The organism is Spongiibacter thalassae, assembly GCF_012272835.1.
GTDB classification, from domain to species: Bacteria; Pseudomonadota; Gammaproteobacteria; order Pseudomonadales; family Spongiibacteraceae; genus Spongiibacter; species Spongiibacter thalassae.
In genome coordinates, this window is the sequence record NZ_JAAWWK010000002.1 from 837,502 (window position 1) to 854,276 (window position 16,775).

17 protein-coding genes are annotated in these 16,775 nt (G+C 57.1%); 6 read left to right on the forward strand and 11 right to left on the reverse strand.

The window, feature by feature from the left end; translation table 11 throughout:
* Positions 1 to 75 precede the first annotated feature (75 nt).
* From HCU74_RS08075 to gspG, 4 genes are read left to right on the forward strand one after another with little or no spacing between them, the layout of a single operon-like run.
* A complete protein-coding gene (locus HCU74_RS08075; RefSeq protein ID WP_486813334.1) occupies positions 76 to 1,812 on the forward strand; it encodes a FimL-related protein in 1,737 nt (578 codons plus the stop codon).
* The gene (locus HCU74_RS08080) at positions 1,799 to 2,449 is read left to right on the forward strand and encodes a hypothetical protein (protein WP_168449872.1); all 651 of its coding nucleotides are present in this window, start codon (positions 1,799 to 1,801) and stop codon (positions 2,447 to 2,449) included. The genes HCU74_RS08075 and HCU74_RS08080 overlap by 14 nt, the downstream gene beginning before the upstream one ends.
* Positions 2,450 to 2,506: 57 nt before the next feature.
* A complete protein-coding gene (gene sohB / locus HCU74_RS08085) occupies positions 2,507 to 3,547 on the forward strand; it encodes a protease SohB (protein WP_168449873.1) in 1,041 nt (346 codons plus the stop codon).
* Between the two features lie 56 nt (positions 3,548 to 3,603).
* Entirely contained in the window at positions 3,604 to 4,065 is a 462-nt protein-coding gene (gene gspG, locus HCU74_RS08090; RefSeq protein ID WP_168449874.1) for a type II secretion system major pseudopilin GspG, read from the forward strand.
* Between the two features lie 6 nt (positions 4,066 to 4,071).
* On the opposite strand, the gene HCU74_RS08095 is transcribed toward gspG, so the two are convergent.
* The 9 genes from HCU74_RS08095 to HCU74_RS08135 form a co-directional block, all read right to left on the reverse strand.
* Positions 4,072 to 5,049 carry a hypothetical protein gene (locus HCU74_RS08095; RefSeq protein WP_168449875.1) on the reverse strand — a complete coding sequence of 326 codons (978 nt, stop codon included), beginning with the start codon at positions 5,047 to 5,049 and terminating at the stop codon, positions 4,072 to 4,074.
* The gene (locus HCU74_RS08100; protein ID WP_168449876.1) at positions 5,046 to 5,573 is read right to left on the reverse strand and encodes an ExbD/TolR family protein; all 528 of its coding nucleotides are present in this window, start codon (positions 5,571 to 5,573) and stop codon (positions 5,046 to 5,048) included. The genes HCU74_RS08095 and HCU74_RS08100 overlap by 4 nt, the downstream gene beginning before the upstream one ends.
* On the reverse strand, positions 5,570 to 6,160 hold the full coding sequence (locus HCU74_RS08105) for a biopolymer transporter ExbD (RefSeq protein WP_168449877.1): 591 nt from the start codon (positions 6,158 to 6,160) through the stop codon (positions 5,570 to 5,572). Before HCU74_RS08105 ends, HCU74_RS08100 begins: the two co-directional genes overlap by 4 nt.
* 3 nt (positions 6,161 to 6,163) lie before the next feature.
* Entirely contained in the window at positions 6,164 to 6,805 is a 642-nt protein-coding gene (locus tag HCU74_RS08110) for a MotA/TolQ/ExbB proton channel family protein (RefSeq protein ID WP_168449878.1), read from the reverse strand.
* A gap of 50 nt (positions 6,806 to 6,855) precedes the next feature.
* Complete coding sequence (locus HCU74_RS08115; protein WP_168449879.1) at positions 6,856 to 7,188, reverse strand: hypothetical protein; 333 nt, start codon at positions 7,186 to 7,188, stop codon at positions 6,856 to 6,858.
* Complete coding sequence (locus HCU74_RS08120; protein ID WP_168449880.1) at positions 7,185 to 7,820, reverse strand: tetratricopeptide repeat protein; 636 nt, start codon at positions 7,818 to 7,820, stop codon at positions 7,185 to 7,187. Before HCU74_RS08120 ends, HCU74_RS08115 begins: the two co-directional genes overlap by 4 nt.
* Positions 7,804 to 10,656 (reverse strand): tetratricopeptide repeat protein, encoded by a 2,853-nt coding sequence (locus HCU74_RS08125; protein WP_168449881.1) that lies wholly within the window; start codon positions 10,654 to 10,656, stop codon positions 7,804 to 7,806. The genes HCU74_RS08120 and HCU74_RS08125 overlap by 17 nt, the downstream gene beginning before the upstream one ends.
* Positions 10,653 to 12,338 carry a hypothetical protein gene (locus HCU74_RS08130; protein ID WP_168449882.1) on the reverse strand — a complete coding sequence of 562 codons (1,686 nt, stop codon included), beginning with the start codon at positions 12,336 to 12,338 and terminating at the stop codon, positions 10,653 to 10,655. The genes HCU74_RS08125 and HCU74_RS08130 overlap by 4 nt, the downstream gene beginning before the upstream one ends.
* 110 nt (positions 12,339 to 12,448) lie before the next feature.
* Positions 12,449 to 12,811: a hypothetical protein gene (locus HCU74_RS08135; protein ID WP_168449167.1), complete on the reverse strand. Its 363-nt coding sequence runs from the start codon at positions 12,809 to 12,811 to the stop codon at positions 12,449 to 12,451.
* A 21-nt stretch (positions 12,812 to 12,832) separates the two neighbouring features.
* On the opposite strand from HCU74_RS08135, the gene HCU74_RS08140 reads away from it, so the two are divergent.
* Both HCU74_RS08140 and HCU74_RS08145 read left to right on the forward strand, forming a co-directional pair.
* On the forward strand, positions 12,833 to 13,195 hold the full coding sequence (locus tag HCU74_RS08140; protein WP_246864556.1) for a VOC family protein: 363 nt from the start codon (positions 12,833 to 12,835) through the stop codon (positions 13,193 to 13,195).
* A gap of 283 nt (positions 13,196 to 13,478) precedes the next feature.
* Positions 13,479 to 14,930, forward strand: coding sequence for a hypothetical protein (locus tag HCU74_RS08145; protein ID WP_168449884.1), 1,452 nt, complete (start codon positions 13,479 to 13,481; stop codon positions 14,928 to 14,930).
* A gap of 375 nt (positions 14,931 to 15,305) precedes the next feature.
* Here HCU74_RS08145 and HCU74_RS08150 read toward each other — a convergent pair whose 3' ends face one another.
* Both HCU74_RS08150 and xisR read right to left on the reverse strand, forming a co-directional pair.
* Complete coding sequence (locus tag HCU74_RS08150) at positions 15,306 to 16,562, reverse strand: tyrosine-type recombinase/integrase (RefSeq protein WP_168449885.1); 1,257 nt, start codon at positions 16,560 to 16,562, stop codon at positions 15,306 to 15,308.
* Positions 16,559 to 16,774 carry an excisionase family protein gene (xisR, locus tag HCU74_RS08155; RefSeq protein WP_168449886.1) on the reverse strand — a complete coding sequence of 72 codons (216 nt, stop codon included), beginning with the start codon at positions 16,772 to 16,774 and terminating at the stop codon, positions 16,559 to 16,561. Before xisR ends, HCU74_RS08150 begins: the two co-directional genes overlap by 4 nt.
* Position 16,775 lies beyond the last annotated feature (1 nt).

Sequence of the window (16,775 nt, forward strand, 5' to 3'; positions counted from 1 at the left end):
AGATAAAATCAGTGATCGGCTTTGCCTTGGGGTGAGTCGAAACTGGGTAATTTCACGGAGTAGTCCCGGGTGCCGATGCAAGACCAGATCAAGCGAGAAATTAATTCCAGTTCCTATGCGCTGGTCAGCGCAGAACTGAGCAATACGCTGCAACAGGCTACCAATATCTTTGAGACCTATCTCGCCGAGCGTCACGACCTGTCACTGCTGGAACAGTGCGAAAGCGATCTGCGGCAGATTGGCGGTACTCTGCGTTTGATCGAGGTGCCCGGCGCCGCGCTGCTGGCAGACGAGATGCGTGCTCTGTGCAAAAGCATAATTTCCAGTACCGTAGCGGTGCCGGAAGGCCAGCTCAATGCCCTCAGCACGGCATTTTTTGTCATCCCTCGCTACCTCGAATTTGTCAACGGCAACGGCTATGAAATTCCGCTGATGGCTATCTCCCACGCCAACGAACTGCGCGCTGCGCACAAGCAGTTACTGTTGCCCGACAGTTATTTCAATGACCCCGGTCCCTATCTTTTCAGCCGCGACAGTCAGTTGAAGCTGCGCAGCGCCAATGTCTCTGGCAGTGCCTTTGCCGAGCTGCTGACTCGAGTGCGCAAACTCTACCAATCGGGTTTGCTTGGCTTGCTGCGTGAAGCCCAGCCAGGCTTGCAACTCACCCTGTTGTCGCGCGCCCTGCAGCGCCTGTGCAGTGGCCTTGAAGCCGGGCCACGGCAGCGATTTTGGCTGCTGGCCAGTGCGGTGGTCGATGCCCTGTTGCATGAGGGCCTTGAACTCAATATGCAGCGCAAGCGGCTGCTGGCGTCACTGGAGGGACAGCTGCGTAATCTGGGGAGTGGCAAACCCCATGACGAAGTGCTGGAACAGGAACTGATGTTCTTGCTGCGCCTGTCTGCCTGGCAGGAGGGCTTTGCCGGCAAGCTGATTCGCGCCGCCAAAGTGAAAACCTTTGCGGTAAATGAAGGTGAAGTGCGCAAGCTGCGTCAGCAAATGCTCGGGCTGAGCTACGACACGGTGTCGTCGGTACTCAGCGAACTGCGTATGGAATTGCGTCACGCCAAGGACATCCTTGAACTGGTTGCCCAGCACGGTCGCAGCGAAGACGAGGAACTGCGGCCTTTGGGCGAACTGCTCCAGCAAAGCGCTGATGTACTGCTGGTGCTGAATTTACCCGCCCTGGCAGAGGTGCTGGGTGAGCACGCCAAAACACTGCTCGGCTTTATCGGCAAGGACCTGAGTCAGCATCGCGACGGTTTGGAGGAACTTGCTGAAACCCTGCTGTTTATCGAAAGCAGTCTGGCGCAGATTGATCGCCGCAAATTAAACTATGAGGAACTCAACGATCTGAGTATGGACAAGCGCGACGCCATCAGCGCAGATAACCAGGTGAATGAGGCGGTCAGCATCGTGATTGAAGAGGCGAAAAACACCATCAGTATGGTGAAAAGGGCCATTGCGGCCTATATAGACTCGGGCTTCGATCAAACCCATATCGCCAATGTGCCCCCCAGCCTGAATGCCGTACGCGGTGCCTTTCAAATTCTGAAAATGCAGCGCTTGACCGCGGTGTGCCAGTCCTCGGCGGAGTTTGTTGGCCGCTATATCGCACATAGCCAGTCTGACGCAGGCAAGGACGGCCACTCGCTGGAAACCCTGGCCGACGCGATGATTAGTATCGAATACTACCTTGGTGAACTGGAGCGACGGCACTTGCCCGATGCAAAAATCCTCCAGGTCGCTGAAGATGCCCTGAGCCAATTGGGTTTCCCTGTGTCTACCGAGCCGCGGAGCCATGCCGGAGCTTGATCTGCACACTGTGCTGTGGGCCGTCGCCGCGGCGGTGGTGGCCCTCAACCTGATTTTTCTGTTGCGCCTGCGCCGTCGGCCTGGCTCGTCATTACTTCTGCTCGTTGTGCTAACCCCTCTCAGTGGCGGGCTGCTGCTGGTCAGTCACGACATGATGGCCTACCGGAATTTGGCTGAAGAAGACAAGATCGGCGCAATCTATATTGTCGAAAACTCGCCGCGGGAATTTACCTTGCGTCTTGAACACCCCGATGGCGAAGTAGCGCAATACCGGGTGCACGGCGATCAATGGCGGCTGGAAGCGCGGGTAATTCGCTGGGACAAGGCGATTGCCAGCACCGGTGTGAAAAACCTGGTGAAATTACAGCGTGTGTCGGGCCGCTATGCTGACCTCGGTCGTCAGGCCGTGTCGGCGGCCACCGAGCACAATATCCACCGCGACGAGGTGGTCGATACCTGGCGGTGGCTGCGCCAGGGTGACCTGATCTGGCGCTGGGTCGATGTGGATTTCGGTAGCGGGGTGTTTGCGCCGCTGGTGGATGGCGCGGCCTATGGCATCTATCTGGGACGCAGCGGCATGTTTATACAGCCGGAGAATCCCATCGCTATTCAGGCCCTGCGCGATTGGTCTGCTTGACTGGCGAGCGCCGCCATACCAATATGGCGATCTTTTGCGTCGCTTGTGGAGAAATACTTGGATTTTATCGTGGAATACGGCCTGTTTTTGGCCAAATCAATAACGGCATTGTTGTTCATTGTCCTGCTCCTGGGCGCCGTGTTTTCAATGAGTCAGCGCAGTAAGCGCGAAGGTGAAGATGGCCAGATAGAAGTGACCGCCTTGCACCATCGCTTTGAAGATTGGCAGGACACCATGGCCTATTCGGTGCTGCCAGAGGGCGACTACAAAAAACTGCAAAAAGACAGAAAAAAGCAGGAAAAAGCCGAAAAGAAAGGTAAAAAAGACAGCAAACCTGAGCGCAAACGCCTGTTCGTACTGGATTTCGACGGTGACATTCAGGCCTCGGCGGTGGATAACCTGCGCGAGGAAATCAGCGCCATATTGACCATTATTCGTCCTGAAGACGAGGTACTGCTTCGCCTGGAAAGCCCTGGCGGTCTGGTGCATAGCTATGGTCTTGCCGCGTCACAGCTGCTGCGCCTGCGGCAGCGGAACATACCGCTGACCATTGCGATAGACCGGGTGGCGGCAAGCGGTGGATATATGATGGCCTGTACGGGCACCCGTCTGCTGGCGGCGCCCTTTGCGGTCATTGGTTCAATTGGGGTGGTTGCCCAGGTGCCGAATATCCACCGTCTGCTGAAAAAGCACGATGTGGATATTGAACTGCACACCGCCGGCGAACATAAGCGTACGCTGACCATGCTGGGTGAAAACACCGAGGAAGGGCGCAAAAAGTTTGTCGAGGAGCTGGAGGAAACCCATGTGCTGTTCAAGGAGTTTGTCAGCGAGTACCGCCCTCAGCTCGATATCGACAGCATCGCCACCGGCGAAGTCTGGTACGGCCGCCGCGCTGTGGACAAGGCTCTGATTGACGAAGTGGCGACCAGTGACGACTATCTGCTGTCGCGCCGTGAAACTACCGATATTTTTGCCGTGCACTACAAACAAAAACGCAGCTTGCCGGAGCGTCTTGGATTTGCCGCTGAGGCTGCGGTAGACCGGGGAACCTGGAAAATAATTGAAAAACTGCGCAATAGCCGTTTTATCGGTTGAAGGGCCGATAGCTCATGGCTAGCGCAATGCAGTAAACAAGGTAGTTCGCACTGATTATGAAGGTTCTGCATAGCTCTCTATATCGCAGCAGAGGGATTACCCGCCGCGAAATTCTGGTCGTGTTGTTGATTGTCGCCATATTCGCGGTATGGCTGAACCAGGTGGTGAAATCCCGAATGGACGATGTTGTGCCGCAGCAAACCCAGCTTGAGCTGGAGCGTATTGCCAATGCACTTCACCAATATAAACTGGACAACAAACGCTACCCGACAGTAGAGCAGGGCTTGAAGGCCCTGGTTTACCCCCCGGACACCGGCCCTGTTGCGCAGGACTGGAATGGCCCCTACCTCAGCCGTGAAGACCTGTTGGTCGATCCCTGGAAGCGGCCTTATCTCTATGACAGTTCTGACGCACCGCCGCATTTTGAAATCAAAACCCTGGGTGCCGATGGCGAGGAAGGCGGCGAAAGTCGCAACGCCGATGTGCTGATCAAATTTTTCAGCGATGCCGATTACTGATTGCCGTCACGACGGCAAGTAGTTGATCGGATAGCTGGGGTAGGTGTATGGGGGCACGTCCTTCGGGGCAAATTTCAATAATTTTACCCGTTGAAGAATGCGGCGATGAAGGTCAGCGTTGCGAAAGCTTGACGACACGATATCGCAGGCGGTCACGCTGCCGTCGGGACTGATGGTTAAACTGACGAGGATGGTGCCGGCGGCGATGCTGCGGTCGGTGCGCGCGGCGCGGCTGAAAATGGCGTAAAACGCCCCCTTGCTGCGGTCGAAGGCAAGTTGAATTTCCTCCAGAGTCCGGCCCGCGACTTTACTTCCTCCTGTGGCGGCGCCCGCTGGTGCGGCAAACCCCTTTGCCGTTGACGGCCCCTGTACCCGCTGGGTTTGATGACCCGCCAGCGCGGTGTTCTGTTGGCTGCTGGACACCGAACGACTCGCGGCCCCCACGCCGCCGTTACTGCTGCTGCGGGCGCTGCTGATAACATCGACCTGGTTGTTGATGGGGGTATTGCTGCTCGAACTACGCAGCGCCATGCTGCTGTCCAGCGCGGCTTCGTCGCTGTTTTTCAATGATGCCAGTTGTTCGCGAATGGTGGCAATGCCTGCCTGTTCGGCGGCGGCGCGAGCTGCGGCACGCTGTTGCTCGGCGCTGGGCCGGGGCTTGGGTGTTTCTGCAGGCGGAGTGATTTTAGTCTTGGGTTTGGGGGCTTGCCGGGCGATTGGTGTTGCGGGCTCCGGCGGCACCGCGACCGGAACCGGCTCGAGTGTGGCGACCGGGGTATCGGGCAATAGCTCCAGAAAGTGGCGGGTGGTTTCGCGGTGGTCGGTAACCGAAACATCCTCAGGCAAAAAGGACGACACCGCAAAAAAAATTGACCACAGGGCAAATACCTCAAACAAAATGCGGTAAAAGCGCCGGTCGGCAGCGTCGGTAATCCCCCAACTGTCCCGACCCAGCCGACCTGTGCTGATAGCAATGGTGTTCATACCTCACTCGCTCCCGGTGCTTGCTCTACTGCCAGCGATATCCGTTCGAACCGCGCTTCGGTGCAGCTGGCAAGTATGCGTTTTAACAGATGGTAGGGAATGCTTTCGTCAGCGACGATATTGATTTCATTAAGGGGTACCGCGGCGCTTGTCGCTGTGGACTCTGTGCCGGAGCTCCGGGGTGCCTTCCCGGCCAGTGGCAGTAGGGTTCGGGTAAGAGCAGCCAAGGGCCCGGTGCCCGCTGCCAATGCCTCGTCGAGGGTCATTACTACGCGGTCGTTCACCAGAATGTCCCGGCGACTGACCGCCAAATTCACGGTTTCAATAGGTGTTTCTCGAGCACTCGACAGGGGGGGAGTGAGATTTTCGTAGGCCGGGATCACCTCGACCACCAGCGCGTTCACTAACAAATAAAACACCAGAATGGCGAAAATATCGATCAGCGAAACGATGTTCATCTCGCCTGATTGCTCGGCGCGTTTTGCCGACTGTTCGGCGCGGCGTTCTCGTCGGCGACTGGTCATGGCTGAGGACTCCTCGGCGTGACTGGCGCATCGCCCAGTGCGATCAGCGGAAACAAGGGCTGATCGACACCGTTTTCCCGATGGCTGCGAATGGCATCCATGACGGCGACGATACGGGCATAGGGAATATTCGCAGCGGCCAGCAGGCTGACCCGCTCTTCGTCGGGGTGCTGCTGCTTCAATACCATCAAGTGTTGTGTGAGGGAGGCGGTGTCGCCGTCGTTACCGGAGTTGGCAAAGCTGGCCAGTTGGCCCTCACGGCTGGACAGCACGATGCCGTCGGAGTGCAGCACCACGCGCAGTTGCAGGGGGCGCTCGTCGCCGGGGGGGGGAATTGGGGGAGCGGCCGAGGGTATGTCGAGTTTCAAGGCGTGCAGGCGGCTGGCGGACACCGATGAGCCGATCAACAAAAAGAATACAATAACGGCGAAGATATCGATCAGTGAGACAATGTTGAGTTCGCACTGTTGTTTTCGTCGCCGCCGGCGTTCGCGGCGGCGGCTGTAGAGTGATCGCCGAGCCTGATCCTCAGTCGTATCGTCGCTGCCAGTAAAGTCGACCTGATTCGGTTGATGTATATGACCCATTGCCTAGCCCAGGGTTGATTTACGACAGAGTGTGCTCACCAGGCGCGAACAGGCCGATTCCAGGGTGTCTATCAGCTCTGTCGTCTGACTTTGCAGATAGGCATGCATCAATAATGTCGGTATGGCCACCATTAGCCCGAAGGCGGTGCAACTCATCGCCTCCGAAATACCGGCAGACAGCATATTGGCTTTTTCTATCGGGTCGGCGCCGCCCAGGGCCGAGAAGGCGGTAATCAAGCCAATCACCGTGCCCAACAAGCCCAGCAGGGTGGCGGCGTTGGAAAAGGTGGCTAAGTAGTGGGTGCGCCGTTCAATGGCGGGCAACAACTCCATCAGCCCCTCTTCGGTGGCGATTTCCACCTCGCTGCGGCGGCTGTCGATGCGGGACTGCTCCAGTCCACGTGCGAGAATTTTCGCCACGGCGGTGGACGAGTCACTTGTCATTTTGTCTACTGCGTCGAGATCGCCACTGGCGATCAGTGGTGCTACCTTGCTCCAGAATCGCCGATTCTCGCGAATGGCCTTGCCGAGAAAAATCAGTCGTTCAAGTGCGATCGCTGTGGCTACGGCCAAGACCACCGCAATGGGGTACATAAACGAGCCACCCAGCTCGAAATAATGGGCAATGGCGGCGATTAGCTCCATGGGTACATCTCCTGTTGGTCTATGTTCCGGGCAGACACTGAGTCGCCCGGTTAGTAATTGGCCTGCAGTCGCCGTGAGCGATAGTCAGCCTGGGCGCGCCGCCATTCGGCCTCACGCTTGAAGTGTTCGGCGTTGATCGGTTCCAGCCTCTCTTCCAACAGGCGCGGAGGCCGATCGACATCGCCCATGGGTTCCTCGCTCCAGGGCATCAAAAAAAGGCCGACGGCGGCTTCGTTGTCACCGATGATGGTGGTGCCCATTTCGAGCGTGGTGGCAGCGGGCAGTGCGGGCATGTCTTCGGTGGTTTCTGCGACCGCTGTGCCAACAAAAAAGAATGCGGTGAGGAAAAAGCGCCGGGGGCTCTGCAGAAAGCGAGAGGTCATAATGCGCTCCGGGGCTCAGTGGTGAGTTGGGCATTGCGAGGCACGGTTGCGGTATTGCTTTCCAGCTCTCTGATCCAGGCTTCGACAATGACATTGTCGCTGTCGGCCTGAGCGCGGTAGCGGCGGTAGTGCTCAAGGGCGAGTTGGGGCTGCCGCAGGGCGGTGTCGTAGAGCAGGGCCAGGTTGAGCCGCGCCAGGGCGTAGTCGGGTTGGGTGGCAAGGGCGCGTTCGTACCAGTGCTGTGCCTGTGCCCACTGACCTTGCTGTGCACAGACATAGCCAAGCCAGTTCATGGCTACCACATTGTGGCGGTTGGCGCGCAGGGCGCTCTGAAAGGCATTGTGGGCGTCGTTGAGGTAACCGCCCTGGGCCTGCAAAATACCCAGGTTGGTCCAGGGCCCGGAATAGCCAGGGTGGCGCTGGGCGAGATGGGCGAATTGTTGTGTGGCTTCGTCGGTGCGCCCCATATTCATCAATTCCAGCGCCGCGCGAAACTCAGACTCCACCTCCGTGGCTGCGGGTTTTGCCGTCGTGCTGGAACGGTAGCCTGAAGACGTTGTTGGGCTGCTGGCGCAGGCACCGAGTAATGTGCCGAGCACACACAGGGTAGCGATTCTAATCAAGGGTTTCATAGTGGGTCTCCGTACGCCAATGCTTGCCATAGTGGGCGGGAACCATTTCCGCGAGGGCCGCCGCGCTGTCTTGTATGCCGTTATTCCAATGCCCCTGTTGCAAGCGTTTCAGGTTGGCTTCAAAGGCGTTAATGGCTTTTTCTTCAAAGGGAAATGCCTGATCTTCCAGCATTAACTGGTATTCACTCAGGGCGTCGGCGCCCAGTGCGGGTCGCGGCGACGACAGCAAGGCGGTCGCAAACTGGCGATAAAGCCCCCCCAGTTCGAAGGTGGCCGCTGTGGTGATCTCGGCAACGCCGTAGCCCGCGGCCTGATTAAGCAGCTCGATAGCCTGCTCCATAGCCTGTTTACGCCGAGGCAGGCTGGCGGAAATCGGCGCGTCGAGCATGATACTGTTAGCGGCTTTCACTGCGATAAGCCCGAGTTCCAGACTCGCCTGTGCTGCCGCCTGACGGGTGTGGGCAGTGCGGGTGCTCGGGTTGTTGGCATCGCTGGCAATAATGTCCCGCAACCAATTCCGATAGGTGTTGTGGTCGCGCCGTGTCGCTGCGATATCGGCAAGCCGGCGGCGAGCATCAATCGCCGGTTCCAATGGCTGCGGGTATTGGCGCAGGTAGTTTTGGTAGGCTGCCACTGCGTTTTGAGTTTGATTGGTCGAGTCGTAAAGGCGCGCGGCAAGCAAGCTGGCCGAACGTCGAGTGGCATGGGTTTCCTCTGGCCTCGCAGCAATGCGCTGATACGTCGCAGCGGCGAGACCGGAGCGGCCCTCGCGCTCATAAGCGGTGGCCAGTAATTTGTCGGCATCGGCGATCAAACGGTGCTCGGGATAATGTCGCCCCATGGTCTCAAGGAGAGCGCTGGCCTCCCGCCACTGCTCCAGTTCGAACAGCGCGGCACCGGCGTCATAGGTAGCGTCAGCGGCTAATGCCGTGGCGGGATCCACCTCTGCGGCGCGCTGAAACAGGGTGGCTGCCAGAGCCAGCTTGTTCTCGTGACGCGCCTTTTCGCCCTGGCGGTATACCGCGACCGCAAGGCGCTCGGTGGCCAGGGTGACCAGCCCGGCGTCAGTGTCGGGCCGTGCGAGTAACTGGCGGTAGCGGCGCTCGGCGTCGGCGTAGCGTTCCTGAGCAAAATACGCGTCAGCCAGCAGACTCAGCGAGCGGGTGGCCACGGGGCCTTCGTCGATTCGGCTGGCGATATTAATGGTGCGGCTATAGTCCTGCATAGCGAACAGATTTTCCGCTGCGCTGATCAGCACTGTGTGCTTGTCCGGGTGGTCTGGAAAGACCTCCGCCAATTTCACGCTGGCATTCACTCGGGCATCGACAAAGGGGCGGTGGTCGGGTTGTCTGTCACAGAGCTGCGCCCAGGCCGAGACCGCTGCCAGTGCGGCGCGGGGCGCGGCCGAATAGCCGGGAAAGCGATAGGCCGCCTGCGCATAGTGTTGGGCAGCCAGTTCGAGCTTGCCCGCGTCGAACAGGGCGTCGGCGTACTGGTGCATCCATGTGCTGGCCTCGGCGTCCTCGGGGAAGTCTTCCAGTAGTTGTTGGTACCAGGCGGCGGCAGTGTCAAAGCCCTGAAGGCTTTCTGCACTGTCTTTCTCTGCCTTCTGCGCGCTGGCGTGGTGGGCGAGGGCGATGTCCTGCATGGCGTCGCGCACCTTCGTGAGGGTGTCGGCATCAACCTCCCGGTCCTGCCAGTAGGGTGCTGAGGGGCGATAGCGCTCGGCAAAGGACTGTCGTGCCAGTAGCGCCGGTTCGCTGAACCCGCCGCTGTCGAAGGCACTTATTGCGCGACTGGCAAACTCCGGGACGCGGGGGTGGGCGGCGTATTGCTCTACAAAGGTCTGGTATACGCCGGCGGCGTCGCTGTAGCGCTTTTTCTCCAGCAATAATTCGCCGAGATCGCTGTACACCACCGTGACATAGGGTGAGTTGCCAACGTCCTGGGTCCCCACTGGCGTAAAGTACCTGGCGATACTGCGACCGCCGTCATCGGCGGCCAGCGACAGGCCTAGGGCGCGCAGGGAATCCCGTGCCATTTCCCGCTGCTGATTGGGCACGGCGGCGAGCAATTCATCTGCTGTGTCGGCGGTTTGTGGGGGTAACAGCTCGTCGAGCAGCGCAATAAACGTAGAGATTGCCGCATCGTAATCGGCCAGTTTGTATTGGGTCCAGGCGTATTTATACCGGGCCATGTCTAGCAATGGCGTGAGGTCCTGCAGGTCGATGATGTGCTGGTACTGTTGTGCGGCCTCCTCATATCGGCGGTGCACAAAAAGTGATTCCGCTGCGCGAAAGCGCGCATCAATCGACCGCTGGGCGCGGGGATAACGGTCCGCCAATTGGCGAAGGGTATCAATACTGGCATCGTCGTCGCCGTTCAATTGCTGCGCCCGCGCCAGTTGGTAAAGCACATGGGCAGTATTGGAATAGTCAGGAAATTCGCTGAGCAATTGCTGGTACAGGGCGATAGCGCGGGGCAAATCCACTGTGCCAGCCTGTTCGGAATCTGCAGCCTGCACTCGAATATCGGCAGCCCGCCGCAGGGCCTCGGCCCGGGTTTCCGGTGCGGCGTGCAAGTCTAGAATCTGTTCGTAGTGGGCCACAGCGGTTTGCGCGTTTTGTTCGGGTGCCTGAACGGTTGCAGTGGCGGCGGTGCGTTTCATCCGCAGCCGGTCGGCGTTCTGCCCATTGCTGTCGATCAACTCACCGATGGTGCGTGGGTGAGACTCGCAGGCAACCAGGGCATAACTTATGGCGAGCATGAGCAGCAGACGAGCGGGGCGTGAAGACGGTCTGCTGATCGGGCGCACGGTAGCAAGTAGTCGATTCATGGGCGCCTTCCCTGGGGCGTTGCGCCGCCGGACAGCCGCGGCGAATCGTGAATGCGGGCAAGGGCGAAGCCGGCTTCGGCGAGATAGGTCTCCACCCGGTTATAGTGCACTGATAGGGATGCGAGGGCCGCCAGCTCCATGCGTTGTCGCGCATCGTGGCGTTCACTGTGAATTCTCGCCAGCACGGCGTCTATGCCGTCGCGCAGAGGCTGAGCCTCGTCAATCTCAAGGGCGGGGTGCTGCCGGTGCTCGCGCATTGCGTCGTCGAGCTCAGAGAGAGTGCGGTAGTCCTGCACCGCATCGAGGAAACCGGGGTTGCTGATCAGGTCGTTGACGTATTCGGTGGCGGGGTCGGCAATCACCCGTGCCAGCCACGCGTCCCAGCCGTTGTCACGCCGCTGTAGATACAGGTCGATACCTGTGCTGAGTTGACCGCTTTGTACATGCTGCATTCGCGCCTGAATACTGCTGCGCACTGTGAGAAGTTGTTCCTGGGCACGCAGGTAATAGCGCTCTGCCTGCGCGAAATCGCCCATATGGGTCATCGCGTAGGGAATAATCAACATGCCTTCCTGAACCGCTGGGTCGAAGGGATCGTCGGCAATCAACTCCATCCACGGCACCAGCGCATTGCGCAGATCTTCCTTCATGGCGCCGCTGACGACTGACCACGCGCGTCTGAACGGCGCTCGGCGACGGGCCCAGGCTACTTCATCATCAGAGCTGGACCAAAGATAGTTCGCTCCGGCTTGGCCGGGGGCCGGGGCGGCGGTCTTGCTACCCGCGAGTGCGGGATTATCCGGTTTGAGCAGGGCCCAGCCGAGCCCAATCAGGGCGTGATTGGCGTAGTCCGTCAACCGGCGCACTCGACGAAAATGCTCCTGGGCTTCACTGGGCAAGTAGCGGGAGAGGTAGTAATAGCCCAAAGCCAAACTGACTTTATCCTGCAATTGTTGCTTGTCGTAGTCCTCGTAATCAGCGTCGACCAGCGCCTTCAGCATCGCCAGCCCCTGCTCGTCTGAGCCGGACTCCAGCAATGCGACCGCCTGGTTGTAGCGGTCATAGACCGGGTCGTTTACAGGTGGACTCGCAGCGGCGATACCGTAGGCGCGAGTGTTTTCTGTAAGGGTGGCATGCGAAATATGAACGCCACGGGAGGCAGCATATTGCAGGGCACTGATCGCCTGGAAATATTGGCCGGTCACGGTGAAAAACTGCGCACTGGGTGAGGTCAAAGATAAATCCGCTGCGCCGTGTTGCCTAACAAGCAGCGAGGCCCCACCCAGCAAGTGTTTCATACCACTGTTGTCGAGGTGGAGTTCAATATTGCCACCGGTCTCGGGTAGGGAGAATGGCTGGTCTATTCGGGCAACCACCCGCTTGCCCCTGGGGTCTCCGCCCGGCAGCGCGACAACCTCTGCGCGAAGGCGGTGCTCACCCGGAGAGAGGGGCAGCCGAACCAGGGGGTGGGCAGCGCCTTCATTAATAGCATGGGCCTCGGTGAGGCTATAGTCGTAACGGTGTTTTTGGTCGTCGATTCGCAGTGTGGCCGACTGAATAACCAGCGTGTCAGCACGACTTGTTAAATACACTGACGATGGCGGGTGGGCGACAGAGGGGTGTTGATCTGCCAGCCTGCGAACCTCAAGGTCGAGCCGTAGCGCCTCGGTTTTTATGCCCACATGCTGGTCGCTATGCACCAAAGCTGGTAGCAAAGCGCTGAGCAGCAAGCACCAAACAGAGGCGAATCGCGCTTGTCCGGCACTATTATTCCGCTGTAAAGCTGATGGATTTAAACGCGTCCACACAAGAGTATCCTGATATTGGCAAAGTTGTCCGGGTGGTGCTGTACTTGGTCTTGAAAGAGCAATAGCCGTGCCAGTACATGAGGTTGTGTATAAAGGGCGTAAAAACAGAACGGGAAGAAGCGATAAAGCAACAGAGAAAACATAGGGGACAATGAGAACAGCAAAAGGGAAGGGCGCGTCAGTGCATCCCTGTTCGATGTTTTTAATAATTTATACTCGAGCACCTGGCAGGCGCGGCAATGAATTGACCAAGGCGGCTCGCGCGCAGGATGAACAGGCCCCTGCATACCCCAAAAACGAGTTTCACAGCAACGGAGTCCAGCATGGCCGTACATGGCATTGACCATATCAACATCCGCACTGGCGCAATGGAAAGCACTCTCGCGTTTCTGCGCGATACCTTAGGCTTGGTTCCACGACCGGTTCAAGGCCTAAACTCAATGGAAAAAGTCGCCTGGGTCTGCGACAGCGAAGGCCATGCCGTGCTTCATATCGTACGCGCCGATATCCCCAATGCACCGGGAGAACCCGTGCCCGACGCGCCGCCCTTTGGCAGTGGCGCTATTCATCATGTGGCGCTTAACTGCAGTGACCATAACGAAATGCGCGAGCGCATCGTCGCCAGTGGCGTTCACTTTCGCGAGCGTCACGTAACAAGCCTGGGGCTTCGGCAGCTATTTGTTGAAGACCCCGCGGGAATTCTCTATGAACTGAACTTTAGCGACGAGTGATGCCGCGGGCCCGACAGCTGGAGTGGCGTCTGTACATGAACAGATGGGAGCTGCTGGTAAATACTTGCAAGGAAGCCGATCTCGGGAGCCGTTCAACTTAGGCGCGGACAGGGCTGGCCTCTCGCTTCGTGACTTAGTCCCATCTGGTTGATTAAATTCACGCTTGCTTTAGCCTGATCAGCGGGGAAGTATTCCTAGAGACCCAGCTGCCCGAAATGCCATCCCGTGTGACACGCATCGCTTTTTCCTCTACATTTGAAAGAAAAACTGAATGGAGTCAGGTATGGCAATTGTAGAAAAGCTAAAAACAGGGGAGCTGGCAAGGTTGGTGCCGACGTTGCCAGATAGTAAGAAGGAAGAGCGTGCTACCTCTGTTCTATTGTCAATTTTCAGGGTGGTTCCCAGCTTCGCTAAAGATGTTCTGGAACTGACGGGGGCAAGTGTCGGAGCTCGAGCAAGGGTCGAGTGTTACACAGAGGTGACTTTCAAGGGTGACGCGCTGAAAGGGATTCGGCCTGATGGACTAATAGTCGTTTATAGCGGCAAAAAGGAGTGGAGTGCGCTAGTCGAGTCGAAAATTGGCAATGCTGGATTAAAACCTGAGCAAGTCGAGAGTTACGCGCAGGCAGTCAAACAGTTAGGAGCCGATGCTTTTGTCACAATATCCAATGAATTTGCAGCACTACCAACCCATCATCCTGTCGAGATCAACAAAGCCCTCGCGAAAAAAGTCAACATATTCCACTTTTCTTGGCTCAGCCTAATTTGTAAAGCAATCCTGCTCTCAGAAAATAAAGTTGTTGACGACCCAGAGCAGGCATATTTATTGGCAGAGATGATTCGCTATTTTAACTCTCCGAATTCAGGTGTATCAGCATTCACACGGATGGGGCCAGGCTGGAGGGAGGTCTGTGACAGAGTGCAACAGGGCGCGCCATTGCAAGGCATTCAGCAAGACGTAGAAAATGCTATCGGTAGTTGGTTGCAGCTAATGAAGTTTCTTAGTCTGAGGCTAAGCATTGCTACTGCCTCGGCAGTTCAACTAGTAGTTCAACGGCGGTTTCAAGACGACGCTCCGGCCCAACAGCAAGAGTTAATACTGAATCTGACTAAATCCAATTGTTTGGACGCGTCATTGACGGTACCTAATGCGGCCGCGCCATTGGATGTTTCTGCTGATTTTGCTAGACGAGTGCTTTCTGTATCTATGAAGCTCCAGTCGCCTCAAGACATTAAGCGCCCTACGGCGGCGATAAACTGGCTTACGCGTCAGCTAAAAGATGTGAAAGACAAGGCTTCTGTTACTGTTCGAGTGCATTGGCCGAAGCGAATAGCAATGACGGTGGCGAGTCTGGAGTTGGCGCACGACAAGCCAGAGCTGCTAATACCGGAGAACTGCAAGGAAATCCCCAAAGAGTTGGAAGTTGTAATCGTTGTTGATTTGGCTGGGAAATTTCGAGGTTCGCAAACTTTTGTTGATGAGTCGGAAAATGGCCTCAAATTCTTTTACAAGACTATTGGTCAGAAGCTGACAAAATGGCAGCCGAAGGCTCCTGAAATCAAAAAGAAGGAGCGTGAACGTTCCAGTATTAATGTAACTTCCGGGGCGTTTTCTGAGGAGGCTGACCGCTTGGAGCTTACGCGGGATAGTGACGAGGATGTTTCATCCGAAGATATTAAAGTTGTCGTTCCTCCTCAAGTTGCCGAAGACAGTGCTGACGAAAGCGTAGCGTAACGACGAGGGCGTGCGTGCGTTACGCAGCCAGGGTTTTGGTCGCCGGAGTTCTACGCAGCGGCCAATATTTATTGCTAGATTCACGTCGCGCTTATAATTGGCACAATGTTGCGATTTTTTTGGTGCGCTACAGTCATGTAAAAAATTGCGGGTATGCGAGGGGTCTGTCCTGCTTTAAGGAAAGACCCCGGCGGGTGTTTAAAACCAGGATGCCAAATACGCGAAAGCCCCGATTTATCGGGGCTTTCGCTTAGTAATGGCGGTGAGGGAGGGATTCGAACCCTCAACGGGGGTGGTGTAGTCCGCGTAAGTCCGCGGTATTTAAAGAGTTCTTATTTTCAAAAAGGACAGAAACGGACATAAAAGGCCCTGCTTTTATCCCAATTTTATCCCAGATTCTTTCTCGCCCCGAAAACCCATCATCTCCGAAATAATCCCGGCCATGCTCTTGGTGTCGCTGGGGATCCAGCGGCCGTAATGCTTCTTGACCATATTGGTGTCGGAATGGCCAAGTTGGCGCGCCACCCACTCCATAGGAACGTAGTTCGAGAGCAGCTGGCTGGCAAATGTATGGCGGCACTGATTGGGCCCCCGGTGCCGTACCTTGGCTTTTCGCAGATGGCTGGTGAACCACCTACGTACAGATGAATCGTGCCAAGGCTGACGGCTTTTGCCATTCAGAAACACCAAGCGAACGGATTCCTCTCTCATTGTGACATTGTCGCGCTGTCTGATGGTGACTGGCTTTGCGGTCAGCATTGCTGTGTGCGGCATTTGCCGTTTTAGCCACTCGATTGCAGGGTCGATCAGTTCAATGATGCGGACACGTGATTTTTCCTTGGGTACCTTGTATTCATTCTGGACCTTGGCACGTTGAATCTTGATCGTCCAGTTGGTGGTATCCACATCCTCCCACGCCAGGGCGATGACCTCCGACAGCGATAGTCCCGACCAAGAGGCAAACATAATCATATTGATGTCTTGTTGGCGGTGCGTCTTTGTACTGGCGATCCGGTTTAGTTCTTCGCGGGAGAAGGGGTCAGCGGTTTCCTCGTTGTCGTCGCGCTCAATGTTTTTGATGCGCTGCAGGGGGTCGGACTTAATCACCCCATCGTGAAAGGCGTCTGACCAGACCCCTCGCACTACGGTAAATATATCGTTCACCGTTTTGGGCGCCAGATCGTTCTTAAGCAGCTCTGACTGGAAAAGCTCGATGTCGGATTTGTTCAGATCTCGGATGCGCTCATGGGGCCATTTCCGTTCGACATGGGCGGCTTTGTGCCTGTAGTTTCGATATGTGCTGGGCGCCTTTTTGGCTTCTTGCACGGCCAACCATTTTTTGACGCCACGGACGACAGTACGATCTGCAACACTTCCGCCATAGCCTGAGTACCGGTGAGCGCGCTCTGAATTGGGAAAGTGGGCGGCGTAGTCGAACTTCCCTTCCTTGATTTCAGCCAGCACCGTTCTGCGCTTGTTGTCGGCGTAAGCCAGCACAGCCTTTGTGATTTTGCTGTAGCCTTCGATCGGCTCCCTGCACCGCTCCCCGCGGTAGGTGAACGCGATGCGCACCTGGTTGCCCCGCACCTCGACACCCTTGGGCGGCTTCTCCATGCCTTTGGGTAAATTCATTGCCCAGATTCAAACCACGTATCGATTGCTGCAGGGGAATACACAATGCGGCCTTGGGGGTCTTTGCGCCAGTGCCGCCCCTCCAGCCAAACACCGCGCTCGCGGTACTTCCGAGCAGCCTCCTGGGTAATGCCGAAGGTGGATTCCATAACGTTCCCGCGCACCCATTTTGCTGCGTAGTGTGGCTGGTCGAGTTTCTCTGCTGCAGACATG